The following is a 26,000-nucleotide window of genomic DNA, read 5'->3' on the forward strand; positions in this document are numbered from 1 at the left end:
GTATATATGATAGGGCTAAACTTATCACCTGTCAACAGTTGTAGAAATAGATGTCAAACCTTTCCGTAAGCCTTTTGAAATAGGCGAGGTAGATCCGAGGCGCGAGAAAAAATTAACCGCAGGCGTATCTTTGATACGTTGAGGATTAATTTTTTCGAAGCAACGAAGGAGATACCCGTATATTTCAACAGGAATTTCCTTTTGTATTGACTAAGATACGCCGATACTATAAAAGTAAGGTTTTAACAGAAGGAGCAGTGTAATGGCAGCTAAAATAGGTATAAAACTCGCGGATGGGACGTTTTTTCCCATTATGGACGACGATGCATCCGCCTCTGAAACGCTTGAATTAACTACGGTACGCGATAATCAACGAAGTGTGCAAATTAATTTATTCAAAAAAGAGGATGACGCTTCTGACCCTTTGTATATCGGTTCACTGATTGTTGAAGATATTCATGAGAAGGCCGCCGGAGAACCGACAATAGAATTACAATTGGTGCTTGACGAAGATAAGAATCTTTCTGCCGAGGCTGTTGATAAAGATTCCGGTTCGCATCAAACGCTGCGAGTGTCATTAGAAACATTTGCAGATCAAGCATTTGATGATGTCGATTTTGATTTAAGTGCGGAAACGGCTGATGCCGATATCGATCTTTCTACAGCTAACATAAATACTGATGACAATTCCGAACCCCATGATGAGTTTTCCGCCGCAGCTTTTTATACTGATGAAGACGGCGAAAAAGAACATGAACCGAAACGCGGAATGCCGGTTTGGCTTTTAATTTTACTTATTCTACTCGGTATTGCCGCATTGGTACTCGGTATTCTGTTGCTGACAAAAAAGAATCTTGCCGAAGATGACCACCCGATGGTCGTACAGCCTGAGGCAACGACAGTCATACCGTCGAAAAAACCGCCGATGCAAGAATCTGCCGCGCCCGCGCCTTCGCTACCTGCAGATAAATCGGTAACCGAACCGCCTGCTCCTCAACCGACAGGACCCGCTCCAATAGAACAACCGGTGCCGTCGCAGCCTGTTCAACAGGATGCCATGGCTCCTCAAGAACCTGCAAAACAAGAACCGCCCGTTCAGCAAACAGAGCCTGCGGCTTCCGTGTTGGCGCAGAAAACAATCCGCTATAAGCTCCGTTGGGGCGATACGCTCTGGGATTTATCCGAAACGTATTACCGCAATCCATGGCTGTATACAAAGATTGCAAAGCATAACAAACTCAAAAATCCTGATTTAATCATTTCGGGAACCTATATTGAAATTCCTCCGCAGTAAGATAGTATTCGGCAAGCAAGGGCGTTTCCCGCGCTCTTGCTTGCCCCTTTTTCCGTTCCGGCTTTCCCTCTTTTCTCTATTCCTCTTTGTAACTTCCGTCGCGGCCTGTGCAGCCGATAAAGGCGCTGTTTTATTAAAAGATTTAAAAGCAGGAAACTACGCCTTTTTTCTAAAGGCTGATAACGCAGCTTACCGCAGCATCAAAATGATGGGACGAGGCAGCGCCTACTATGTCGGATTACACCTTAAACGAGCAGGATACGAACAAGCAGCCCGTTTCTACTTTGCGCTTGGGGAAAAGCACTATGAGGCGCCGCTGAACCGCCTCTGTCGCGAAGCATTATACGAAACAGGCTCCGCTGCCGAACGCTTAGAATCCGTACAAAAGCGTTTGCGGGAACTTGCCGGAACACCTGCTGCATTCGGGCAAGAAGATACGGCACGAGCTGAAAAAGAGCAGTTAGCGTTATTGGAAATTCGGCTCCTTTTGCAGACAGGCGCTTACGGCAGCATTACACAATCGCCGGAAACACTGTACCTTACTGCCCCGCTGACGGTGGAGCTTGTCGATGCCTTTCCGTACTTTGGTAAGGCGCTGCCGCCGTTTTTATATAAGCTCGCCGAAGCCCGTATAGCGGTTTTTGCAAAACGCTATACGGGAGCATGGAACTCCGTACAAGAAGCGTTCGGCATAGCGCATACGTTTGCAGGCATCTCCTCTCCCGCACTGCTTTCCGATATCGGTAAGGCGGGCGTTTACGGCGCCGAAAACAGCGCCGATGCCGCTGCATTTTTTGAAGATTTTGCAGCGCAGGTACGGAGCGCCGCCGCCGATGGGCAGCTGTCCGGTACGGATATGCGCCGCTGCCTCTTTTATACTTCATTTTATGCAGCCCGTTGCCGAACAAAAATCGGCGGCGCTGCGCAACGTGAACAAGCCGTAAAACTTTTCTTACAGGCAGCTGAACTGGCCGATTCCGCTTCCGACTTTGATTCTGCAACGTGGTACTATTTGGATGCCATGCGAATGCTCGGCTTATCCCGTTACCTCAAAGCGCTGGCGGATACGGCAGCCCGCTGGAAAAACCCTGCATGGTACGCCGATTTGGTACAATCGTTACGGGCGCAGCTAACTGCGGCAAAGGACTGGAAAAACTTAGAAACACTCCATACAGTATTGGCAAAAACAAAGTTGCCGGAGCAGCGGGCTGCCGTTGCTTACACGCTTGCCTGCGCCGGACAGCTCCCGCCGGACAGAACGGCACGGTTACTGCAAGAAGCAGCCGGTGAATCGCACGATGCGCTGTATTACCGTATTTTGGGAACGTACCGGCTTGGCGGCGCTCAGCTGTTGGAAGAGACGTTCCGCTTCCGTAGTGAACTCCTGTCCGGTGGGCGTACACAATCCAATACCTCGCAGGTACAATCCGGTGCCCAAGCGCAAGCCGATGAAGCAAACACTCAGTCCGACACGGGCAAAGCGCAAACAAGCACATTTTCTCCCCAAGAGGCGCGGACGTATATCGACGGCTTGCTTCATTTCGGTTTATACGATATGGTCTATCCCCGCATTGTTGCCGTGTATCCGTCGATTTCCGCTGAAGAGGCACTACAAATCGCCCGCACGTTGGCTAGTGAAGGCCGCTATGCCGATTCGATACGGGTGATCCGCTTCTCGTTAAAAAATCAGGAAGATGCGGCAACAAAGGAGCAGCTTGAGCTGTTGTATCCCCGTCCGTGGGGTGAACTTGTCTCGAAATACGCCGCAGAATATGGGCTGCCGGAATATCTGTTATATGCGTTAATAAGAAGCGAAAGCTTTTTTCAGCATCAGGTTGTATCAGGGGCAGGCGCGGTCGGTCTTACACAGCTGATGCCCGCTACGGCTGCGGATATCGCAAAGAAGTTAAAGGTTGCAGATTACAGCCTTACCGATCCCGAAATAAATATCAGATTCGGCGCCTATTATCTTGCGGAAATGATCCGCCGATCCGATAACCGTATTATGCCTGCCTGCTTTGCATACAATGCAGGAATATCGCGCGTTCGCGGATGGCAAAAAAAAGCGCAAGGCCTGCCGGAAGATCTCTTTTTGGAAAGTTTGGAATACGCCGAAACACGGGATTACGGGCGGAAACTCCTGTCCGCTGCAACGGTGTACGGGACGCTCTATTATTCCGAAAAACCGGAGGATATTGTGCGGCTCTTTTTTAAGGAACTGTTATGACGGTTATACAAGCAATTTTTCTCGGCGCCGTTCAAGGTGTTGCCGAATTTCTTCCCATTTCAAGCTCCGGCCATCTCGCCGTAGCCGAGTACTTTTTGGGGCATACCGATATTCCCATCATTTTTGATATTTTGCTGCATATTGCGACCCTCGGAGCAGTGTGTATCGTGTTTTATAAACAGATATGGCGGCTTTTAACCGTACTCGGCCGGTTTATTATCAGGAAAAATACGATAGAAGACAGTGCAGACCTTAAACTAATCGGTGCGTTGCTCATTTCTACCGTTGTTACCGGCGTTATCGGTATCGTTCTGAAAGATATTGTGCAGGCAAAAAATATGCTGTTTATCGCAGTCTGTTTTATTATTACCGGTATTGTGCTTTTACTTTCAGCCAAACTGCAACCGAAAAAAAATGTTGCCGTGCCGTCCGTACTGCAAGCGGTGATTATCGGAGCAGCGCAGGGTATCGGCGTACTGCCGGGTATTTCACGCTCAGGGTCTACCATCGCAGCGGCGCTCTTAACCGGTGTAAACCGCGAAAAAGCCGGAGAGTATTCGTTTCTTCTATCTATTCCGGCCATCCTCGCCGCGTTTATCTTTGAGCTGAAATCAGCCGATACCATAAGTGCTTCAATCGGCATCGCAGCGCTGATTGCGGGGATGCTAACCTCTTTTATTGTAGGCATTTTTTCATTGACCTTTTTGCTCAAATTGATAAAAGGGGGAAAGCTCGGCTTATTCGCCTACTATTTGATTCCTGCAGGGATTATATTATTCGGTGCAGTCGGAATCTTTCAATTATAAGAGCAGCGGGTAAACGCATCAGGCACTTTTGAAAATATGCATACCGTCTACGGCGTTGCTGCACAAAAATAAATGCTCAACGTACAGCAAGTACGCCTTGCGCTTTATTTTTGCTCGCGCCTTGTATCCGGTACCACTATTTTCAAAAGGCTCACGGAAAGTGGATGTTTAAAAGTCACAAACTTTTATTCTGCGCTTTTTATCTACTCTGCCTGATGCGTTTGCCCGCTTACCGAAAAAAAATGTGGGAAATTTTATTCCTTAAAATTTCGCACAGAAGGGAGGGGAAATAATAGTAATGGGAAATAGAGATAGTCGATTTAGAGTTTTAGCGCTCATTTTGAGCGTGCTGTTCTTTTGTGCGGGTATTGTATTAACGCTTGGTATTTTTCTACCAATTACCGGATTCGCTTCGTCGAACTATGCGTTGTTTGCGATGGGGCAACGGGTCTTTTCCGTTTATGGATTCTCGTCTTTTTTAATTCCGCTCCTCTTTTTATATGGGGCGGTGTTGCTGCTTATCCCCGGCTGGTCGCGTGAATCCAAAGCGGTGCTGCTCGGTGTGCCGCTCTATTTTGTTACCGCAATCATCGGCGAACGGCTCATCACCGTTTTTGCTCCATCGGTTTCCATTCCGACCCTTCGGCAATTTGTAACTATTTCAATATTGATTTGCGCACTGTTGCTCGTTTGTTTTGAAATTTTCTTGATGTTGACACTCAGCGAAAAGCTCTCCGGTCGACACTTCTTTGTACGCAATATCTCTGAGGAAGAGCAGGTTCCTAAGAATGATGAAGCAAATGACAGCGATACCGGCGAAGAGCCTATCTTTCCAGCTCCGGCGGTAGAAGCAGCGGCGCCGGAGGTGGAGCAAGCGCCGGATTCGCCCGAAACGGAGCAAGCCTCAGCTGCTTCTACAGCATCTTCGGTTCCGCCGGAGAAAACGTCAGACGGAACATTGGAGAGCACCGCAACCGATAGCGTCGAAGTACCGGTTTTGCCCGCAAAAGCCCCGGACAAAGCCGCAATTCCGCCGGAAGAGGCGGAAGACGAATTATCAACTTCTCCGGTATCGATAGATATGACCGATACGGATACGGTATATAGAGTTCCCGATGTACCTGAAGAGGATACCATTATTGTCGTTCCGATAGAGGAGCATCCCATTGAATCACCGGCAGCAGATACTATCGAGCCTACGGATACGAATATAGAAGAAATACCTTTGTTGGAAGAAGTTGAGGAAGATGTACAGCCCCTTCCGCTGTCAACTCCGTTATCGGCGGTTATGGATATGCAGGAAAAAGAGGCTGTCCGTCCGGTATTTGATCCCTCCGATCCCAACAACTTGTTTGCCAGCTTGGAGGAAATCACCGCTCCCGTTGAACGCCTTAAACAGACCGATCATTCCGAAACGCAGCTCAATCCACCGCTGCCGAAAGAAGACACAGCGCCTACACCGTCGGTTGAAAATGCACCGGCTATGACAGAAAGCTCCGAAGCCCCTACTCCGTTAAAAAATGAAACGGCTACAGCGGAAGAAGACGCAACGGCTGTTCCTCAAATGGATATTGTTCCGGAAGAAACAACTCCGGAACATCAAACGATAGCAGCAGCGAGTCCTCAAGCAGAACCGGAGATACCGCTTGTCTTTGTAAACGGCGTGCCGCTGCCGAATGAGCGTTCGGACATACTCGATACCATGGAAGTTATCGATTCGGAAAAACCGGAAGCAGCAGATATACAGGATACTGCCGTAACGGATGCAGACATCAAAACTGCAGGGGTACAAGAAGCTACGGCCGCGGACATCGGTACCGAAACGCAGGAATCCGATAGTACCATCGATATGGCGAATGCACAGATCGGAGATGATGTTGCGGAAACCGATATCGGCGCCGAAGCGGATACCGCTATCGATAGCTTTGACGCACAGGATGAAGAACCTGCCGAATACGGCGAAGCGGCACTGGAGACTGAGGAAGAACCGGAGCCGAATAGCGACGGCGGCGAATCGGAAGCGGATGAAGAATTAGACTCGAATGCCGATGAAGCATTTTTGAAAACCATCGAACAAACAGTACCGATCATACCAGCAAAACCGGCGCCTCCCCCGCCGCCGCGCAAAAAATATGCCATCCCGTTTGATCTTTTAACGAATTATCCCGACGGCGAATATTGGGTTGTGGACGATGCGACACGGCGGTCGGCGCTCATGCTGAAATCAACCTTTAACGAATTTAAAATCGACGTGTCCATTACCGGTATCCGTAAGGGGCCGGTTGTAACGATGTTTGAAATGCTGCCTTCACCGGGTATCAAGTTGTCCAAGATTACCAATCTACAGGATAATATCGCATTGCGTCTTGCAGCCTCCAGCGTCCGTATTGTCGCGCCGATTCCGGGCAAACATGCAGTCGGTATCGAAGTTCCCAACAAGAAGCGTTCGATTGTCAGCTTTCGGGAGCTGATAGAAACTGATTTGCCGGAAGCTGCAAAAATGGCCATCCCCGTTGCTCTCGGAAAAGACGTAACGGGAAATCCGCAAGTGCTTGACCTCGCACAAACTCCGCATCTACTTATCGCAGGCGCGACCGGTTCGGGTAAATCGGTTTGCGTTAATTCGATTATACTGTCGATTCTCTATAACCGCCGCCCTGACGAGGTAAAGCTGATTTTAGTCGACCCGAAAATCGTCGAACTCAAGCTCTATAACGACATAGCTCACCTTTTAACGCCTGTCATTACCGAACCGAAGCGGGCGTTCCAAGCGTTGCAATATGCGCTCTGCGAAATGGAACGGCGCTATGCCTTGCTCGATAATATGGGCGTGCGCGACATTAAAACCTTCAATGCGAAAATCAAATCGGAGCGGATTGCAACGGAAACCCTGCCTTATATTGTCATCATCATCGATGAGTTTGCAGACCTTATGGCGACATCCGGTAAGGAGCTTGAAGCCACGGTCGCACGCCTGTGCGCAATGAGCCGCGCAGTCGGTATTCATTTGGTGCTTGCAACGCAACGACCGTCTATCGACGTCATCACCGGTTTGATTAAGGCAAATATTCCGAGCAGAATTGCGTTCATGGTTGCGTCAAAAACCGATAGCCGAATCATCTTGGACGAGATGGGCGCGGAAAAACTGCTTGGAAAAGGCGATATGCTGTATGTAAGTGCGGCTCGTCCGTTCCCAACCCGTATGCAGGGAGCTTTTGTTTCCGAACAGGAAGTAGAACGTGTTGTCGCCTGCGTAAAGGAATACTGCGAACCAGAATATATCGATGAAGAAATCTTTGTTGATGATGATGACGAACCCTATGATAATGCCGTGTTCTCTGACGATAACGATCCGCTCTACGATCAGGCCTTGGAAATCGTTACGTTTGCAGGAAAAGCCTCCGCCTCTTATGTACAGCGGAAACTGAAAATCGGATACAATCGCGCAGCTCGTCTTATCGAAGAGATGGAAGCCCGCGGTATTGTCGGCCCTGCAAACGGTTCAAAGCCCCGGGAAATCATCAGGCACGTGTAAAACCGTAACCCGATCGGCTTACTCTGTAAAGAAAAGATTTGTCATACCGCTAACGTGAGTTTTAGAGGCTCTCTATTGACAAATAACGCTTCTTGTATTACATACGTCATACAAGAAGTGTATATGACTTATTTGCGCCCGACCAGTATCATGGTTCGGGCGTGTTCATTATAGGGAGAGCGGTCAAAGTCGCCGTAGATTTCGACGGAAGTAAAACCGGCAGATAGCATCAGCTGCCGCAATTCGGTTGCGGCATAGAGGCGCTGTACAAAAGTGTGGTCGGCTTTGAGTCCGTCTTTTGTGTAGAGCTGCCAATGCGAGCGCAAGCCCTCCCATGCGCCTTCTACCGTAAAATCGGTGAGCACGGTATAGCCTGCCCGCTCGAACCATTCTCCGGCAGTAAAATCCCGCACGGCAATTTCCCGCCCAACCATTTCGAGAATGAAACAGCCGCCTTTTTTTAACGACTGCGCAATATTACTGATAATAAGCGCATCCTCTTCAATCGTTTTGCAGTAGCCGAAGCTTGTATATATATTGACTGCAATATCAAAGGCTGCGGGACGTACAAACTCCCGTAAATCCGCTTGCACCCATTCGATCGTTACATTTTCCGCAGCAGCAGCCTCCGCCGCCGCATCCAGAAACGGCTTGATAAGATCGACGCCGGTAACCTGCGCCCCGATGACGGCAAGTTCAACGGCAATACGGCCTAACCCGCATCCGGCATCAAAAATTATTAATTCCTGCGGCGGCCGTCCTGTCCCTGCTAGTTTGAAAATTCCTTCGGCAACAGCGGGCGCTTCCTGCCAACGAGGAACATCAAACATGATAGGCGCATACTGTACCCAAAAAGCTTCATTTTCAAACCACTCGTTCATATTGCCTCTTTCATTTTTCCGGCTTAAGATTCAGTCCGTCGCTTCCGCTACTGCCGATTAATAGCTGTACTATTTTGCTCGGGATTCGTACCGGCTTGATCAGTATCCTTGTCGGTTTGATCGGTACCCGTGCCCGTTTGTAAGAATGCATCTAAACCGGCATTCCGATTAACGCTGCCGTCGGCAATCAGTTTTTGTTTCAACACATTAGCTCGATGATTTTCAGGATCAAGTTTCAATGCCCGATTCAACAGTGTGATTGCTTCCGGCATCCCATTACGCTCAGCGTATATCCGCGCAGCTTCGTAGAGCATCTTGCTTTTTGTGTGATTATCGGAAAGAAGCTCCACAGCGCGGGAGAAATACTTAATCGCCATATCAGGTTCATTGCGGGCATCATAGATATAGGCTTGATCAACCGTCGCAGGAATTTTATAGCGGGCATCATTTTCAACCTCGGCAAAATTTTTTAACGCCGCAGTCGAATATCCCTGCACTGCACGACGGATACCGTTGTAGAATACGTCTTCGTCATGATTATCAGCCTTATCGATTCCGAAAGAAGCGTTAAAGTCGCCCGAAGATGCAAAATACCACCGTGCGTACGCCTTGACCAACGGATTATGAGGATGGGCTTCCAGAATTTTCCACATTTCTCCGTTTCCCTGTGCATAGTTTTGCGGCTGCACATAGCGATATCGGAATTTTTCCAGCAGGAATCGTATATCCTCACTATCGGTCGCCATTGCTCCCTCAAGCACTTCTTCAGCAGAAAGGGTAAAAGCAGAAGACACGAATAAGTTTTTTTCCATCTCTAATGAGAAAAAATCCTTACTTTGCAGATATTCATCCAACGGATCTTTTTGATTATGAGCCGCCTTGATAGCGGAACAGGCACGGACATACTGTGCAACAGCCGGATAGTATCCCGGATTTTGCGAAATACAGTCAATCAATACTTCGGCTTTTTCTTCTTGGGTAGGAGCGGTCATCGCTAAGTTATAAAAAACTTCACTTGAAGAATCCGCATAACGGTCGATATACATTTGCCAAAAACCGCGCGCCTGCTCCATATCACCAAGTCCTGCACTTGCATCGGCAGCGAGCAAAAGATGACGGCGAGCATATTCAAAAATTTTAGGGTTGTTTTCGGGAAGCCCAACCATATCGCTATATGCAAGGGAATAAACCAAATCGTCCAGTACCGGCTGAAAATTCCCCATATCATAAGCCAAACACGACCAAAAATAGGGGGAACGAAGCGCTTCTTCTTTGCCAATCCGTGAACGCAGGGCTGCAGCCTGTGCAATGTCGCCTTGGTGGGCAAGCATTACGGCAGCATTCTCCAAAAAAATATGTTCGCCCGTAAGCCGAAACCCCTCTTGCCAAAAAGGAACCGGTGTCCGATACGTTTGTTTTGCCTTATCCACGTGGATAAGCGCCTCCGTTCCAATACCGGCATAAGGAGTACCTTGCAAAGTTTCAGCAGCAACAGCAGCATCTTCTATCCGGTCTTCCTGCATCAGTGTATGAGTAAGGGCAGCTTTAAGCATCGAATCATCAGGATATTTTTTCAAGCCGGCCTGAATGGATTGTAAGGCTTGAACAGGACTATGCAGGCGTAATTCCCGCTTTGCAATGCTTAAATATTGAATGGGGAGCTGTGCTTTTTTACGCAATGCGCGTAAGCTATTCAGCGCTTTTTGAGTGTTGCCTTCTTGAACAACACTGTCAATGGCATTCAGTCTTTGTTGGAAAAGCTCATTTTTATCCGTTTTTGAACATGCAGTAACAATAAGGCAGAGTAAAAGACTTCCTATAAGGAAGAGATTAGTTTTTGTCCTTTTCATAGGAGCAGTCTAAACATTCTCGTTTGACGCTGTCAAGTACTGCGTTTACAAACTTAAAGGAATCATCGGTACCATACGTGCGGGCGATTGTAACGGCTTCGTTAATTATGATTCTAGGATCGGTGTCTTGTTGGAAAAGAAGAGAATAGGTACCAAGCCGAAGAATTGCTTTGTCAACCAATTTAAGCCGATTAAAATCCCAGTTTTCTAAGTTCTTGGTGATGAGGGTATCGATTTCATTGATATGCTCAACAGTACCTAAAAAAAGGAGCTTTGAAAATAAAAAATCTTCGTCATGTACCTCTTTACCGGTACGTTCGACCCACGGAAAGGGCAATAAATCATCAGGTGGAAGAGAACCTGCGTCCCAAGCGAATAGCGCTTGAAATGCGAGAATTCTTCCGCGTCGTCTTCCGATCGCCATTTTTACCACGAAAGCGCTTTTTCAAGATCAGCACCGGTTTTAAATATGACAAAATTTTCCGGTTTATGAAGATCATTGGTTACCGAAACTAACGCATTGTTAAGCGCTTCATTTTGGCGCTGCATAATTACCATCTTTTTGATATATTCATAGAGACTGACATTTCCACCGGGTTCTACAACATCACTTAAACCGAGTATTTTCGCATCTTTTTTCTCTAAGACAACAAAACACTGGTAATTAGCGCCTGTTTCGGTTATCGGAGACACTTCTCCTACTTTCATGTTAAAAATCTTGAGAAGCTCGTCCATCGGAATACCGAGTTGTTCTGCAGCCAATGCGGTTTTACTGACAAAAATCTCTCCTGCCTGATAACCTGAATTCTTTGCTTGCGATTTTTTACGGATATCGGCAGTAGCCTTTGGGTTTGCTGTCAGCTTTTTTTGAACATCTTTTATCATTTTCTCTGCAGAGTTTGCTTTGTCACCTTTCGGCGCTACCACAAGGAAAAGCTGTACCGTATCGGGCTGCACAAAGGATTGCTTGTTTACTTCATAATATGAGTGGATTTGATCGTCGCTCGGACTGGGAATCGATTGCAGCTCTTTTTGTTTTTTCTGCATCACATACGCTTGCGCCGTCAGCTGAGTTCGCAAAAAACTTTTAAACTCCGCAAGTGTCATGCCGTTTTGTGCCTTCATATATTCGTCAAGCGACATATTCGTTTTTTCTTTAATCAGTTTTGCAAAATCCGCTTCGGATACCTGCTGCCCCAATTGATTGGATACGTATTCGGTAAAGTAATTATTTACTTCCGAATCCGTAATTTTTATCCCGTCTTTTTCAGCAGCCTGAACAATTAAACGCTCATTGATAAGGCCGTCCAGCGTTTGCTGCCGCTCTTCTAAGGTCATTTTCCGACCGATTTCTTTTTCCAAGGCAGAAACACGAGTTTTGAGCTGACCAAGCGTAATCGGTGCCCGTCCGGTAAGTTTTACTTCTGCAATAGGCTGCAAATTGGTTTGCGCAAAGACGCCGCTTATAGATAAACTTAATACAATAAACAATGTGATTACAGTTTTTTTCATCATATCCTCTTCAGATTTTGATATTTATAAACAAGCAAACAACCGATAAGTTACTTACAGACCTTGTACATCCTATTTTATAAGTACCGCACGAATACGTCTGATTCCCGCCGATGACGATTGTTCTTTTTGGATTACGAACTTGCCCAATACACCGGTGTGTTCTACGTGCGGGCCGCCGCATACTTCTTTGGAGAAGTTGCCAATGGAATACACTTTGACGGTATCTTCGTATTTTTCACCGAAGAGCGCCATCGCACCGGATTTTTTTGCTTCCTCAAGCGACATTATTTCCATAGTAACCGGTAAATCCGCTTGAATCTGCTCGTTGACAATACGCTCAACCTCAGCTTTTTCCTCAGCTGTCATCGGCTGTGGATGGGAAAAGTCGAAGCGGAGCCGTTCTGCCGTAATATTAGACCCTTTCTGTTCAACATGATCGCCGAGTACCATTCGCAGCGCCTTATGCAAAAGATGCGTTGCCGTATGGTATGCAGTGGTTTGCTCGGAATGATCAGCTAAACCGCCCTTAAAAATTTGCTCACTGCCCGCACGGGATAGTTCTTGATGCTTCTTAAAGGCCTCTTCAAATTCCGCTTTGTCAACGGTTAAACCCGATTCCCGCGCAAGCTCTTCGGTAAGCTCAATGGGGAAGCCATAGGTATCGTAGAGTTTAAAGGCAAGCCTGCCCGGGATAATCTTTTTAGCATTCTTTAACAGGTTCGGCTTCATTTTTTCATATTCAGCTTCGCCTTTTTTGAGGGTTTCGAGGAAACGCTTTTCTTCCGCCTCAAGCTCGGCGCAGATGGATGCTTCTTTTTCCTTTAATTCGGGATATGCGCCCTTGTACTGCTCAATGAACACCTTTGCCGGAGTTGCGAGGAAAGTTCCCTCAATACCGAGTTTCCTGCCGTGGCGGACAGCCCGTCTGATAATGCGGCGGAGTACATACCCTGCCCCGACATTGGACGGCAGCACCGCTTTCGGGTCTCCCAAGATAACGGTAGCCGCCCGCGTATGGTCACAGAGAATACGAACGGATATATCTTTTTCAGCATCGCTGCCATACCGATAGCCGGTTATCTTTTCGATTGCGGCAATCAGCGGGGTAAAAATCTCGGTTTCGTACACGGATTTCTTGCCTTGTAGCATCGCAACGGTACGCTCAATCCCCATACCGGTATCGACACAGTGCCGCTCCAAGGTATGATACGAACCGTCTTGTTCCTTGCGATACTGCATAAAGACGTCGTTCCATATTTCGACGTATTTACCGCAGCTGCAGCCCGGACGGCATTCGGTGCCGCACGCAGGTTTTCCCGTGTCGATGAACATTTCCGTGTCGGGACCGCAAGGACCTGTTTCTCCTGCGGGACCCCACCAGTTATCCTCGCGGGGTAAAAAGTGAATTCGTTCTTTCGGGATACCATGCTTTTCCCAAATATCCGCCGATTCGGTGTCGCGTGGTACTTTGTCATCTCCTGCAAAGACCGTTACCGACAGGAGATCGATCGGGATGTTAAGATACTGCGGACTGGTTAAAAATTCAAAACTGAATCCGATTGCTTCTTTCTTAAAATAATCGCCGAGCGACCAGTTTCCCAACATTTCAAAAAAGGTAAGGTGAGAAGCATCTCCTACCGCGTCGATGTCTCCGGTGCGGATACACTTTTGGTAGTCCGTTAAACGGGTGCCCGCAGGGTGCGGTTCTCCCATCAAGTAGGGAACAAGGGGGTGCATACCTGCGGTGGTAAATAATACGGTGGGATCGTTTTCGGGAATAACCGACTTACCGGAAATTTCCACATGGCCTTTACTCTTAAAAAATGCAATATACTTGGAACGAAGTTCGTCTGCTGTAATGTGTTTATTCATATCTTACCATAGTAAGAAAAGCTGTCGAACCTGTCAACTGTACTTTTGAAAATAGACGACGCATCTGCGCCTTGTATCCGGTACCACTATTTTCAAAAGCGCTGGCTATGCAGAACGGACACGGATGTCCGGGGTTTTACACAGCAGCGAAAAAAGACGGCGGCAGTTCCGGTGCACAATTTCGCATAAGTGTTCTATCGAACACTGCCGATATTCGCTTGCCGCCTGATAGGTATACGGAATATTTAACGGGGTGTTTACCTCCCGTCTAACCGGTTGAGGGGCGAGGTACGGAGCATCCGTCTCCAATAGTAGTTTATCGTCGGGAACCATGCGTACCAGTTCCGCTATTGCGGAAGAGGTTTCGGCATTGTCAGTGTATGTGATGGTGCCCGGAAATGAAAGATACCAGCCCCGTTCCAAAAAAGCTTCGGCTTCCTTCTTCCCATAAGAGAAACAGTGAATGACACCGCGGTGCCAGCCTACTTCGTCGATACAACGGAGCGTCGGTTCAAAGCCGTCGCGTGAATGAATAATCACAGCCAATCCGTACCGTTTGGCAAGGGCAAGCTGTTCTTTAAAAAGCTGTTCTTCGCCTGCAAGATCGCCGGTTCCTGTACCGGTAGCTCCGGCATGGTTCCAATGCCGATCGATGCCGCATTCCCCGACTGCCGTATACAGCTGCCCGCTTTTTAAAATGGCTTGAACATCTGCTTCAAGCTTTTGCATCGATTCAGCCCTATGTTCAATAGCGACACGTCCCGGCCACAGTCCTGCAGAAAAATGAATAAAATCGGGTATACTGCTATTTTTATCCCATATATCTGCAACGGTATTATACCGCGGCGTAAAATCTCCGGCATCGGTTCCTATATCCATTATAAAAGGATACCCTTCTTCCTGCATTGCTTTCAATATAAGTGGAAAGTGCGCCGCTTTTTGAGAAATATGACGTAAATGGCAATGAGAATCCGTGAACAATCTTGACCGCCTCTATGATTTCCGGTATAGTATATCATCTTTGCCGGAGTGGTGGAATTGGTAGACACCAGGGACTTAAAATCCCTTGACTGGTAACGGTCGTACGAGTTCAAGTCTCGTCTCCGGCAGGTTCTTTCATCTTATGCCTTATCTCTGTACAATGTTTCTATAATATCCCGTATCATAGAGTTTCAGAATCAGTAGATAGTATCTCCATCGATCTCCTAAAAACATCTTTCCCCTTTTGCACTTAATTTTTTTTCTTGTTTTCCGATATTGTCTGTATGAAGCTATGGGAGGATCTTATGAGAAAATACCATGTACTGTCAGCTCTGGTGGCGGCATTGTTGTTATTGCCCCTTGGAGCGGAAGAATTACTCACAGCAGAAACTTATGCATCTTATTACGGAGAAGCTTTTAACGGCCGACCGACGTCAAGCGGCGAAATTTTCGATATGAATGCCTATACGGCAGCCCATAAAACACTGCCGTTCGGAACTTTTCTTGAAGTAACCAATCTTGAAAACGGGAAAAAAGTGGTGGTACGCGTAAACGACCGCGGCCCATTCGTCCCAAACCGTGAGATAGATTTATCAAAAGCTGCTGCTAAATCATTGGGAATGATTAGCCGCGGTATCACACGGGTTTCGATTAAACGGGTTGATTCACTTGATCATGCAGCCTTGATGGCAACAACTGATGTTTATAGCGACACACCGGCGGCTCCCGCACAAAAAGAAACACCTTTTGCATCCGAAACACAACCTGAAGCAGTGCCTGTTCAGAATGATGCAGTTCCCGATACACCAGCTAAAGGTTCCGGCACAGCAGTAGAAGCCCAAACGACGCCGTCTACAGTACCACAAGCCCAAGCAGTACAGCCTAATACAACGCAAGGACAACCGGTATCTGTAGATCAACAAACAGCAAAGCCTGAAACGGTCAAAGGTGTTGCAAACCGTTCAGCTTCTGCACAACCGGAACAAACTCCGGCGCCTGTTTATTTACCGGGAACTTCCGGTGTGTTGTGGCGAATTCAGCTGGGCGCTTTTGCACGGGAAGAAAATGCACTGAGACTTGTTGTCCAGCTGAGAAAAGCAGGGTTCGACCCTGCATACGAGCGTACTGAAAAATCGGTACGGGTTGTTCTTCCGGGTATACAACCTGACGATCTTGAAAAAGTAAAAGAAGCACTGGCGAATCATTCCTTCACCGACTACGTAATCAGACAGGAAAGCTGGTAAGCCGATTTTTTTATCAAAGTAAACGTATCAGACAAATCGACAACTCCGAGACGCAAGGTGCAGGGGTTGTCGATCGTTATATGCTATGGTGATCGTGTCGAGGAAGATAACCGATGTAATTGGTGTTTTGACATTTTCGTTATCAAACCCGCATCCTACCGAAACGACAGGGAAATCTTCAATGCTATCGGGGATGACAATATCGCCGCCTTTTCCAACGTACTTTAAAATAACTACTCCCGTACCGGCTCCGTTTAAGTCGTACTCAAAATCCGAAGAGAGAGAGACGCTCTGCGCCAATACCGGTATCACGCCGATCCCGCTGAGCAAAATAATGGATAGTAATGCGATAGAAAAAAGTTTTTTATTCATTTTGTATACCCTTATAAAATATATTGTTTAGAACCTTCATTCGCACTATTTATTGATTAATATCCATAAGCGAACCAGTTGACGGACTTCCCATTGTTTTGGATTCTAACCCACACACACAATAGTCCTCTTCCTTTCTTTATACCGATTTGATAAATTTCTTTATTAGCGGTGTTGTATTCACCAAGCGCTGACCAAATCAACCACCATTCTCTCTCGGATAGTTTTTCAACACGCCAGATAGTAACTCCCTTCTCACGGAAGTTCTGACTTGTCATATTGTACGCGCCCTCAGATTGTAGTATCTCCCACGCACCATTCGCATCATTACATAGATAGGCTATTGCTGCTTCCCCCCGTCCATCCTTTTTCATAATTATAATAATATTTAAATACAAATACTCCTTGCCCATACGCCGTTCCGATGAACAGCACCAAACACATACATACGATAATCTTTTTCATAAGTTTTCCTCTCTGATTTTTTCGAAGTGTATTGCATCTTCGATTTTTATAGTATGTTCCATATTGCAGAGTTAAAATTACTTCCACGACCGAGGGGCGTGTAGTAGATAGAACCAATAGGAAAAATTTGTATCCGTTGAAAATTCACAGACACAAATATATTGATATCCATCAATGAGATCTTCCATACGAGAAATACCAATCGTATATACATCACCTTTGGTGGTCTCAAAGACATTTAAAGCACGTTTAACCCATTCCATTTGTTCCCGGGATGGTTTATCATCAGTCAAACGACCTTGAGATTTTAACTTTTTAAAAACAGCATCACGATTATTTTGTCCATCATAAATAGCAAGTATGGTGTAATCACCTACCTTAAATATTTCTAGATTATTCGCAAACATAGCTGAAAAAATAACTAAAAATATAAGGCTTAAAAACGTTCTCTTTTTCATTTTTCAATCTCCTTTTTTTTGATCGAATATAAAATTACAAAAATCCCGATAGGAAAAAGCATTTCCCATCGGGATACGTGGTGATACATGATGTTTGCGGTAAGCAAACCCGATAGTTCAGCCCTGCTGTAAATGGCAGGGCTATAGACAGCGAAAATCAAGCGTTTATTTTTTAGCCGCTTGTTTTTTCTCACCAAGTCTAAACGAGGGACATACTTTTACATTGAAGATATTAGCCCTTCCTACACCGGAAGTTGAATAAAGCGTCGGAATTTCGTTAATCGAAATACCAATACCGACTAAATTCGTAAAAAAGTATTCAAATCCTATATGGAAAGCTAGACCGACTGTGATTGCAGTGGACACGGTCTTTTCGAGTTCCCAACCAAAGGTGCCTACGGCAGGACCGCCTGCCAAACGGAGGTATGCTTTGTCCTTTGCGAATTTAAACGTATAGCCCGGCATTATCCGTGAATTCCATACCAAGCCCTTATTCACGCTCAGACCTACAGAGGTACTATCAACCTTACGTAGAAGACTTTTCTCCTGTTGAACCGGAATAATAACTGAGTCCCGCCCCCGGCAGCATCACAAATTCTGCAAACGCATGTGCAGAAACCAACGCAAGACAGAGAAACATAATAGCAATTTTCTTCATCTTAAAAACTCCTTTTTGGTGTTAAGAACACCTAAAAAATAATAACCGGCAAGAAAGTGTTAATTTCTTGCCGTAAAAGCCTTTATTCTTACCATAAAGGGATTTTATATTTATGCTTTTTTGAATTTATAGGTAAGCCCCTCTGTCCACATTTCAAAGGTACCGTTTTCAACCTTGTATTTAAATTCTCGGTTGAGATAAGTCGCTAATGTGAACCCTGTAAACTGTATTGTATCACCGCTTACCGTATAGGTACCGTTGTCTGGTACGGTTCGCCCTGCTGTGGTGAATGTAACTTTCACATGCCCGCTTTTAAGCCGTAAAGTCGTTGTAGCAGCTGTAGTCTCTGACTTCCAGGTAATCCCCTCGATACTTGATGCAGTATTTCCGCCTCCGGAACCTCCACCACCCCCCCCCTCAAAAGTCAAGAGGAAAATTCAAGGTTTCAAAATTTATTGACAATTACGTACATACACTATATATTGATGAGAGGTTGTAGGCCATGTTAAAAGGTGAACTTGTTAAGTTTGGCAGATTCGAGTGGTGGTCTGAAAAAGAAAATGCGAACATCAGGAACCATAGGGATGCAAATAACAATGGGATTCCGTTTCGAGATATTTTGCCTATTTTTGACGACCCTTATTCGTGCGGAGGGTTTAATACCCCGACGCTTGCGTCGGGGTTGTTGATTTTTATGAAATATACGACATAAAACATTCCGACGCCGGACAAGATAGATATAACGGTTTTGGGTATGTGGAAAAATCCGGTTTAAGCATTGTGCAAGTTGTGTACACGGAGACCGGTCGAATCCATATTATCTCAGCTCGTCCTGCAACAGCGCAGGAAAGGAAAATGTATTATGACAGACTTAGACGAATATATCACCAAATGTGAGGCTTGTGCAGTTCCCGACAGTCAAATTAACACAACAGATATTCCGGAATTAACTGAAGAAGATTTTGCGCGGGGACACTTTAAGTATTGGAAACCGCTTAAAAAGTCGATAACATTCCGTATCGATTTTGATAACTTATCGTGGCTGCAAAGTAAGGGTGCAAAAGGGTATCAAAAACGAATGAACGAGGTAATACGCTGGGCACGGCAAAACGGGTGTCCGTTAGTGTGAGCTTCAACTATCTCGCCCGATAGCACCTAAATCGCCTACCTTACCGCAACTCTAAACAGTCGCGCAGCAAAACGGTTGACGCAGGCAGCTGCCTCCTGTTTATCGGCAACGGGAGCGGGATGTTCATAGCGGAAATAGATACTGCCGTCTTGACCGATAAGGCTGAGCCGGATGCTGCTTTCGGTACATACTGCCGTGATGGAAAACGGCGCGTGTTCGGAAACCGCAAATAACGATTTGTTTAAAGCGGCGGCGATGCGTTTCTCGGTTTGTTTGCCGAGCCGTTCGTCTGCACCGGTACAGGTCAGCGTAACCGGCAACCGTATCCAATGTTCCGGAAAGCAGGCGGGATTACTTTGCAGCAGCTCTTGATAGAGCGCGGTTTTCAGTTCGGCGTTTCTTGTGCAGAGTATCAGCGCCGCCGCAGTTTGTTCCCGCAGTTCTTTCTCCCATACGGGGTCGAGGGCATCCAGCGCTTCCCGCAACAGTTGTTCATCGCGGAGCAGGATACCTTTTTCGGCAATGTATGACGGACGCGCCTGCGGAATAACCGACGTTTCCAGCGCCTCCGCACGGCGTAAATACCGCCGCGCCTTAAACGGTACCGATTGAAATGCCCGATAATAGAAGCTGTTTTTATACAACCCGTGCGTATTGTCGTCCGTATCCGCTATTGTGTACTCCTTTGCCAATTTCAAATTATGTATACTAAAAGCCGCTCGATAATATCGAATCAAAGCGGAATACTTTGTAAGATTTTTAGACCGAACAAAAAAATCCTTGGCGCTTTCAGGTAGCCGCATCTTTTCCGCCGCATATTTTTTTTCGTATAACGTCTGATACAGGCCGTACAGTTCGGTATAAAACTGCGCCGTACTCATCCCGAAGTTCGCAATCCACGAATAGTCGGTAACCCGCTCGATCTGTGTAATATAGCGTTCCGCTTGTTTCCAATGCCCCATCCGCAGATATATTTTTGCAAGATTGATCAGCGGCAGCGGCGTATAATTATCTTTTGTCGATTGCGCATAATAGGCAATCGCGCGGTCAAAATTATTTTTCCGCTCTTCAAGCTCTCCGAGAATCAAATATCCCGATGAGCGTGAAAAATAGCCGGAAGCATTGCGGGCGTCTTCTTCAGCTTGATCAAAATGATAGAATTCGGTTTCCAAGATCGCCTTGTTGTAGGAATACACCGAGGCCGAGTACAGCGAATCGTTTTGCAGTGCGAGTTCAATGCCTTTCCGGTAATAGAGCGCCGCATTCCGATAGTCGAAGAGTTCTCCGTACAGATTTCCGAGCGCGTTCGCAATACAGCCGTCGTCGCCGTAGCTGCTGCGGGCATCGAGCATTGCTTTAATCCCCTCATCGGTTCGGTGCGTTTTAAAACAGAGCCATCCGTACGTTGACCATCCGAAAATATCGGTAGGGTTATACGAAAGATATTCGTGCAAAAGACCGCGCGCCTCTTCTGCTTTATTCAATGCCGCTGCTGCGCTCGCTGCGCCGTACAGGAGTTTGATGTTATATCGATTGATACGCAGGCCTTCGGTAAAGCGGCGGTATGCGGGTTCGTACAGTCCGTTGCTAAAATACATATCGCCGAGCTTGAGTTGGAAAAGCTCATTTGTCGGGTATCGTGCGATACCTTCTTCGAGCAGCGCCGCAGCGGTATCCCAGTTTTCTGCTTGCACTGCCGCGTCCGCTTTTTGCAACAGCTCATCAGCGTTCGATGTGCTTGATGCAGAGAAAAGGTACAATGGTAATAGAAACAAAAACAGCACAAGAATTATTCCATTGTGATGGGTATGCCTGTTGCGATGTTTATCGGTCGGGTGGTATTTTCGGTATTGCGCTTTCATTTGCCGTCCCTCCGACTTCGCTTCCAAGCCTTTTTTCCCTGCTTTTTCTCCGAGCTGTAGAGCTGTTTTGCAATTGCAACATCTGCGTCGGTACAGGAGGGGGCAAACTTTGCTTTTTGAGTGAGGGCGTAAAAGGCATCGCTCGGATGCTTATGCAGCCGTTTCAGCGTGAGAATGATTTTCCGATTATTCCGTGAATACCTGATAATCAGATACGGATAGGCGCGGAAGGCGCCGTACAGGAGAAGCACAACGAGCACAGCAATGCAGAACAGTATTCCGCGGTGCATTTTAAAGAACTGCGAAACACGTTGAGCAACGGTTTGGGCTTCTGTCGCCGAAAGCGTTCCGCCGTGCCTGACACGGAGCGCCGAGCGGTTTAATAGGATTTCGTCAAGGAGCTGCGTAAATTGATCTCCGCCTGCCTGAAAAGAAAAATCGAGCGATTCTCCGTCTGCGAGCTGTTCGGTAGTCGGGTCTATATCCACCCAGCCGAGATACGGGAAAAAGACTTCCACCCATGCGTGAGCCATATTCGCCCGCACCGGATAATAATTGAGGATGCCCGATTCAGGCTGCAGAAAAAAACCGGCGGCGAGCCGCGCAGGGATGCCGAGACTGCGGAGCATGAGGCAGTACGCAAAGGCAAAGTACGAGCAATAGCCCTTTTTCGACTCGGTTACAAAATACCGCAACTGATCGCCGTCGGGAGCCTGCCCGGGACGAAGCGAATATCGATACTCGCCCTCGCGGAAATAGTCGAGCAAGGCGTAAACCTTATCATAGTAGAGCGCAAAGGGGGCGGTAACCGATTCCGCGATAGGAAAGAGCAGCGCCTTTGTGCCGGAATCTACGGCCGTATAAAAATGCAAGGCTTCCGCCGACAGCCCCTCTGCCGGATTTCCCGACGGAGGCTCCGCCGTAATAAGGTCGAGCGGCACACCGTGCAGCACCTCGCTTTCCGCCTTGTAAGCGCCTTTAAAACTCACGGTGTCCCAAACCGTATACGGCGTTACCGACAGCGGATAATCGAGCGCAACAAGGGAATCGGGATCGAGGTTGACGGTAAATATTTCTTGACTGACCCGCTCGCGGCACAGGAAAGACTGATGCGGAAGTTCCGCCGGTTGCTGAGTAATCCGCAGCGGCTGCTCCGGTTCGCCGGGCGCCGACTTTTCATAAAATCCTTTTTGCGGACTCCAGCCCGACAGATACATACGGCGGAACAAGTGCGAATCATATTCCTGATCAACATGCACCACCATCACCAGATTGGTGTTCATTTTTACCTCATCCTGCAATTGCAAAAACTGAGAAAAATCGAACTCGAAAAGTTTTTGTTCGAGCAGTCCGCCGTTATTGCCGACAGAGCCTTTATTAAATGTCCTGATGAGGAGCGCAAGCAAAACCGCCGTTAAACCGATAAAGATGAGTGCAAACACTGCGAACCGTCTGCGTTTTAAAAAAGGAATGCAGAGCAAGGCTGTTTGAATCAGCATGAAAACACCGGCAAAGCCCGCCGCAAAGAGCGGATGGGAAAAGGCTGTCAGGCGATAGTGCTGCTGCGGAAAAAACAGCAGGGAGAACACGAGAATAGCGGCAAGCGGTTCATAACGCCGCCACCGTTCGGTAAAAATGAACAGCGCCGTTGAGGTAATGCTGATGAAGGCGGTGAACGCAAGTAAGCCGAATAGCAGCTTGATGCGCAAAAAGAGGGTGTCCGCAATAAGCTGCGGTATCAACGCAAGCAAGCCGAGTACACATGCAGGGATAAGCAGCGCCGCGGAAAAACCGATAATCGTTGCCGCTTCCGCACGAATTCCCTTTCTATGCAGAAAGTGAATTACCGCCGTGCAGCAAAGCCCCCATACCGGCAGCGCCGCTGCGGGCAAAATATCGGCAAGGTAGCGGTACGGTACCGAAAGGAGCAGCAGGAGTGAGCATATACGAAGCACGGCGGCAGGTTTAGAGTAATTCTGCATGGCAATTTCCTGCGGTAAAGATACGGAGTTCCCGTTCGGCAGCTTCCTGCACCTTTCGATAAAAAGCATCCTGCCGTGCGGAAGCGGCGGAGGAATACAGCAGCCGGTGTATGTACGTCTTGCTTAAAGTACGATGCCGTAGCTCATCGGCCTGCATAAAGTCTTCCGATACCGGCGGCACGGCAACGCAAAAAAATGTTTCGACACCGGTTATACCTTCTGTACGCGGCGGGCGAAACGGCGCACCGGTTGCATTTCGAAAGACATCTCCGGTCGGCGTATAACAGTATAGCAGTCCCTCGCCGTCCGGCACTGCATTAAAGACTTCCGCCGCGTCGGGAAGCGCTTCCGACGCAGCACGGAGCGCCGGTATGGTTAGCAGATTTTGTATCTGTGCAGCGGCGGCGGATGCTTCCTCGGTTATCTCGTACCGCTGCAAGGGCTGCTGCGGATAATCATATAATAGAAGAGAGCATTGGATACCGGCATTGAGCAGCTCTATAATCACGCCGGAAAGGCGGCCGATAAAGGCGTCAAAAATGGAGGCAACCCAAGCCTGTTCTTTTTTTTTCGTACACACCGGTTCTTCTATATATATCGCTAAGCGCTTGACCGGCGGCGGTTCAAAAGCACCGAGCTTTATGGAAAGCGTATTGGTGTGTGCATAGAGCTTCCAGTGAATTTTCCGCGGATCGTCGCCGGGAAAATACGGACGGGATTCATAGAGTTCATGCGTGCGCTCTTGCGACGGAAGGTCGTTTACGGCACGGGAACGGAGGTCGGGAAATACCGTTTTTTGCGACGGAAGCGCCGGCTGTACTACAATATAGGGCACGGACAGACAAGGCGGCTGCGTATATGCCGCGGCAAAAAAACCGGCAAAGTCTCGGATATTGAGATACTGCCGTTTATAAAAGTACCGTCCGCGGGTTAGATTTTTAGGATGATATTTTGTTTGTATTCCCTGCAGGGGGATGGAAAGACGTGCGGCCGTCTCTGCGGCTTCTGCGGTAGGTTCAGGCGATAGTGAAAACTCAATGGTATAAAAGGCTGCGGTTCCGGGAACACAAGGCGGGAAAGTCTTTGCAGATTCGGACTGTGCCGTTTTTGAACGCGCGGGAGTAACCGTAAAGCCGCTACCGCCTGAGGCAAGGTCAGGCTCTTCCGATTTCCAACACAGGGCGGTAACCGTTACAGCAGCGGCAGCGAAACCGGCATAAAGCGTGAGTAACCCGCCGCATACTGCGCTCAAAAGCTCTCCGCGGAGCAAGCCGCTTATTAAAAGCAGCGCGCCCATCACGGTGTACACTGCACCGTGCCTCGTAATCCGTATCCGCATCATGCCTTATTGTGCCTCAGCCGGTTTTGTCCAATCCGTTTGTTTGTCGGCAGTGCGGATAACCGCTTCGGTAATACTGCTGATGAGTTCCGAAGCCGAGCCGTCGCCGGTTTTTATCAAGCACCGGTGAGCAAGGACGAGGGAGCTAAGCGTGCGGATATCTCCATCCTCAACCCAATTGCGTCCGTTGACAAGCGCAAAGGTGCGGGCGAGATGCAGCAAATGCAAACCGGCGCGGGGAGATGTGCCGAGCTTAAACGCAGGATGGGCACGGGTCTCTTTTCCGATTCGAGCGATTATCTTTTCGAGTACGGGATGCACAAATACCTGCCGCTGTTCTTCCCGCGAGGCCGCGATATCCTGTATGGAAACAACCGGCGTAACCGGCTCCGGTTCTGCAGCGGGAAGGTGCGTTTGTTCATGCAGCAATTCGGTTTCCGCTTCTTCATCGGGGTAGCCAATCGACAGGCATATACTGAACCGGTCAAGCTGAGCAGCGGGGAGCGGATAGGTACCTAAGCTTTCCACAGGATTTTGCGTAGCCGCCGTAAAAAAGTAAGGGCTTAACGGACGGGTTACCGTACCGGCGGTTACCTGCCGCTCAGCCATCGCTTCCAGCAAGGCGGACTGTACCTTCGGCGGGGTGCGGTTCAGCTCATCAGCAAGCAGGATGTCTGCGAATACCGGGCCTTCCATAAATTCAAAGGTATTCCGTCCCGCATTAAAGACTTCCACACCGGTGATGTCGTAGGGCAAAAGGTCGGGGGTGCATTGGATACGCCTGAACCGCGCCGGCTGCCCGTCTTTTTCGATGAGTGCTGCAAATGTTTTTACCAGTGTGGTTTTTCCGACGCCCGGCACATCCTCTAAAAGAACATGCCCGCCGGTTAGATATGCGGTAATAAAAAGACGGAGAACATCCCTCTTCCCTTTAATCGCTTTTTCCAGTGCGGAAAGAAGCCGTTCCGCCGTTTTTTCGGTATTCATAGCGGGGATTATAGCATAGTATGCGGAACGCCTCAACTTTATAAAAAGGAGTACCGTCCAATACTATTCGTGGTGATGTTCCCCATGATGATTGCATTGAGCGTTCGGATTATCCTGTAATGTGCCTGCTAAAAATGCTGCAACAGCTTCATCCGGAGAGCCGGTAAGGCCGGCAAGCTGATGAATTCCGGCGTTGTTCAGCGCATCAATCGCACCCTGTCCGCGGTTTCCTAAGATGAGCGTTTCAACTCCAAGGCTTTTAAGATAGGTTGCCAAATCGTGATGACCGAAACCGCCGTTATCGATTACTTCAGTTTTCGTTACTTTTCCGGCTTCAATTGTATAAACCTTAAAATGCTCTGTTTTTCCAAAATGCTGAAAAATTGAATTCGTTAAAATATCATAAGTCGCTGCGATTTTCATATCTTGAATTATATCATAATCATTAAGGTCTGTCTAAAGGTTCCTTAAAATGCAACAGTCGGACAAAATATCAATTTTGGAGACTGTTGCATTCGTGCGCGGTAGCGCACATATAATCCG

General features: G+C 47.7%; 23 protein-coding genes and 1 tRNA gene. 7 read left to right on the forward strand and 17 right to left on the reverse strand.

Annotation, left to right across the window (positions count from 1 at the left end):
* The first annotated feature begins 262 nt into the window (after positions 1-262).
* The 4 genes from ABK01_RS00575 (at position 263) to ABK01_RS00590 (ending at position 7,862) form a co-directional block, all read left to right on the forward strand.
* Positions 263-1,294, forward strand: a complete 1,032-nt coding sequence (locus ABK01_RS00575) for an Hsp70 family protein (protein WP_212565629.1) — start codon at positions 263-265, stop codon at positions 1,292-1,294.
* Positions 1,275-3,521: a flagellar assembly lytic transglycosylase gene (locus ABK01_RS00580; protein ID WP_253675828.1), complete on the forward strand. Its 2,247-nt coding sequence runs from the start codon at positions 1,275-1,277 to the stop codon at positions 3,519-3,521. The genes ABK01_RS00575 and ABK01_RS00580 overlap by 20 nt, the downstream gene beginning before the upstream one ends.
* Positions 3,518-4,327, forward strand: a complete 810-nt coding sequence (locus tag ABK01_RS00585) for an undecaprenyl-diphosphate phosphatase (RefSeq protein ID WP_253675829.1) — start codon at positions 3,518-3,520, stop codon at positions 4,325-4,327. Before ABK01_RS00580 ends, ABK01_RS00585 begins: the two co-directional genes overlap by 4 nt.
* A gap of 298 nt (positions 4,328-4,625) precedes the next feature.
* The gene (locus ABK01_RS00590; protein ID WP_253675830.1) at positions 4,626-7,862 is read left to right on the forward strand and encodes a DNA translocase FtsK; all 3,237 of its coding nucleotides are present in this window, start codon (positions 4,626-4,628) and stop codon (positions 7,860-7,862) included.
* A gap of 128 nt (positions 7,863-7,990) precedes the next feature.
* Here the strand turns inward: ABK01_RS00590 and ABK01_RS00595 are convergent, their stop codons facing one another.
* The 6 genes from ABK01_RS00595 to ABK01_RS00620 all read right to left on the reverse strand — a co-directional run bounded on the left by ABK01_RS00595 (position 7,991) and on the right by ABK01_RS00620 (position 14,961).
* Complete coding sequence (locus ABK01_RS00595) at positions 7,991-8,743, reverse strand: class I SAM-dependent methyltransferase (protein WP_253675831.1); 753 nt, start codon at positions 8,741-8,743, stop codon at positions 7,991-7,993.
* A 47-nt stretch (positions 8,744-8,790) separates the two neighbouring features.
* Positions 8,791-10,593 (reverse strand): tetratricopeptide repeat protein, encoded by a 1,803-nt coding sequence (locus ABK01_RS00600; RefSeq protein ID WP_230974494.1) that lies wholly within the window; start codon positions 10,591-10,593, stop codon positions 8,791-8,793.
* Positions 10,574-11,017, reverse strand: coding sequence for a transcription antitermination factor NusB (gene nusB / locus ABK01_RS00605; RefSeq protein ID WP_212565634.1), 444 nt, complete (start codon positions 11,015-11,017; stop codon positions 10,574-10,576). The genes ABK01_RS00600 and nusB overlap by 20 nt, the downstream gene beginning before the upstream one ends.
* Before the next feature lie 2 nt (positions 11,018-11,019).
* On the reverse strand, positions 11,020-12,105 hold the full coding sequence (locus tag ABK01_RS00610) for an MOSP complex formation periplasmic protein, TDE1658 family (protein WP_371922053.1): 1,086 nt from the start codon (positions 12,103-12,105) through the stop codon (positions 11,020-11,022).
* Positions 12,106-12,177: 72 nt separating this feature from the next.
* Entirely contained in the window at positions 12,178-13,980 is a 1,803-nt protein-coding gene (locus ABK01_RS00615; protein WP_253675833.1) for an alanine--tRNA ligase, read from the reverse strand.
* A 105-nt stretch (positions 13,981-14,085) separates the two neighbouring features.
* Complete coding sequence (locus ABK01_RS00620) at positions 14,086-14,961, reverse strand: TatD family hydrolase (RefSeq protein WP_253675834.1); 876 nt, start codon at positions 14,959-14,961, stop codon at positions 14,086-14,088.
* A 42-nt stretch (positions 14,962-15,003) separates the two neighbouring features.
* Here ABK01_RS00620 and ABK01_RS00625 point away from each other — a divergent pair.
* Positions 15,004-15,089 (forward strand) — tRNA-Leu (locus ABK01_RS00625).
* Positions 15,090-15,266: 177 nt separating this feature from the next.
* Positions 15,267-16,205, forward strand: a complete 939-nt coding sequence (locus ABK01_RS00630; protein ID WP_253675835.1) for a septal ring lytic transglycosylase RlpA family protein — start codon at positions 15,267-15,269, stop codon at positions 16,203-16,205.
* A 27-nt stretch (positions 16,206-16,232) separates the two neighbouring features.
* Here ABK01_RS00630 and ABK01_RS00635 read toward each other — a convergent pair whose 3' ends face one another.
* From ABK01_RS00635 to ABK01_RS00655, 6 genes are all read right to left on the reverse strand, one after another.
* The gene (locus ABK01_RS00635; protein WP_253675836.1) at positions 16,233-16,577 is read right to left on the reverse strand and encodes a hypothetical protein; all 345 of its coding nucleotides are present in this window, start codon (positions 16,575-16,577) and stop codon (positions 16,233-16,235) included.
* Positions 16,578-16,633: 56 nt separating this feature from the next.
* Positions 16,634-16,990 (reverse strand): hypothetical protein, encoded by a 357-nt coding sequence (locus tag ABK01_RS00640; RefSeq protein WP_253675837.1) that lies wholly within the window; start codon positions 16,988-16,990, stop codon positions 16,634-16,636.
* Between the two features lie 129 nt (positions 16,991-17,119).
* A complete protein-coding gene (locus tag ABK01_RS00645; protein ID WP_212565640.1) occupies positions 17,120-17,500 on the reverse strand; it encodes a hypothetical protein in 381 nt (126 codons plus the stop codon).
* A gap of 165 nt (positions 17,501-17,665) precedes the next feature.
* Positions 17,666-17,998 carry a DUF2715 domain-containing protein gene (locus tag ABK01_RS00650; RefSeq protein ID WP_253675838.1) on the reverse strand — a complete coding sequence of 111 codons (333 nt, stop codon included), beginning with the start codon at positions 17,996-17,998 and terminating at the stop codon, positions 17,666-17,668.
* Positions 17,999-18,026: 28 nt separating this feature from the next.
* The gene (locus ABK01_RS11675; protein ID WP_256481851.1) at positions 18,027-18,158 is read right to left on the reverse strand and encodes a hypothetical protein; all 132 of its coding nucleotides are present in this window, start codon (positions 18,156-18,158) and stop codon (positions 18,027-18,029) included.
* A gap of 110 nt (positions 18,159-18,268) precedes the next feature.
* Complete coding sequence (locus ABK01_RS00655; protein ID WP_253675839.1) at positions 18,269-18,460, reverse strand: hypothetical protein; 192 nt, start codon at positions 18,458-18,460, stop codon at positions 18,269-18,271.
* Between the two features lie 560 nt (positions 18,461-19,020).
* On the opposite strand from ABK01_RS00655, the gene ABK01_RS00660 reads away from it, so the two are divergent.
* Entirely contained in the window at positions 19,021-19,287 is a 267-nt protein-coding gene (locus ABK01_RS00660; protein WP_253675840.1) for a BrnA antitoxin family protein, read from the forward strand.
* 35 nt (positions 19,288-19,322) lie between these two features.
* On the opposite strand, the gene ABK01_RS00665 is transcribed toward ABK01_RS00660, so the two are convergent.
* From ABK01_RS00665 to ABK01_RS00685, 5 genes are all read right to left on the reverse strand, one after another.
* Positions 19,323-21,149, reverse strand: coding sequence for a tetratricopeptide repeat protein (locus tag ABK01_RS00665; protein WP_253675841.1), 1,827 nt, complete (start codon positions 21,147-21,149; stop codon positions 19,323-19,325).
* Positions 21,146-23,131: a transglutaminase TgpA family protein gene (locus tag ABK01_RS00670; RefSeq protein ID WP_253675842.1), complete on the reverse strand. Its 1,986-nt coding sequence runs from the start codon at positions 23,129-23,131 to the stop codon at positions 21,146-21,148. The genes ABK01_RS00665 and ABK01_RS00670 overlap by 4 nt, the downstream gene beginning before the upstream one ends.
* Entirely contained in the window at positions 23,115-24,473 is a 1,359-nt protein-coding gene (locus tag ABK01_RS00675) for a DUF58 domain-containing protein (protein WP_253675843.1), read from the reverse strand. The genes ABK01_RS00670 and ABK01_RS00675 overlap by 17 nt, the downstream gene beginning before the upstream one ends.
* A 3-nt stretch (positions 24,474-24,476) precedes the next feature.
* Positions 24,477-25,457, reverse strand: a complete 981-nt coding sequence (locus ABK01_RS00680) for an AAA family ATPase (RefSeq protein ID WP_253675844.1) — start codon at positions 25,455-25,457, stop codon at positions 24,477-24,479.
* A gap of 63 nt (positions 25,458-25,520) precedes the next feature.
* Positions 25,521-25,880: a NifB/NifX family molybdenum-iron cluster-binding protein gene (locus ABK01_RS00685; protein ID WP_016522641.1), complete on the reverse strand. Its 360-nt coding sequence runs from the start codon at positions 25,878-25,880 to the stop codon at positions 25,521-25,523.
* Between the last annotated feature and the right edge of the window lie 120 nt (positions 25,881-26,000).

The sequence above is a fragment of the Treponema sp. OMZ 305 genome, from assembly GCF_024181325.1.
In the GTDB taxonomy this organism is placed as follows: domain Bacteria; phylum Spirochaetota; class Spirochaetia; order Treponematales; family Treponemataceae; genus Treponema.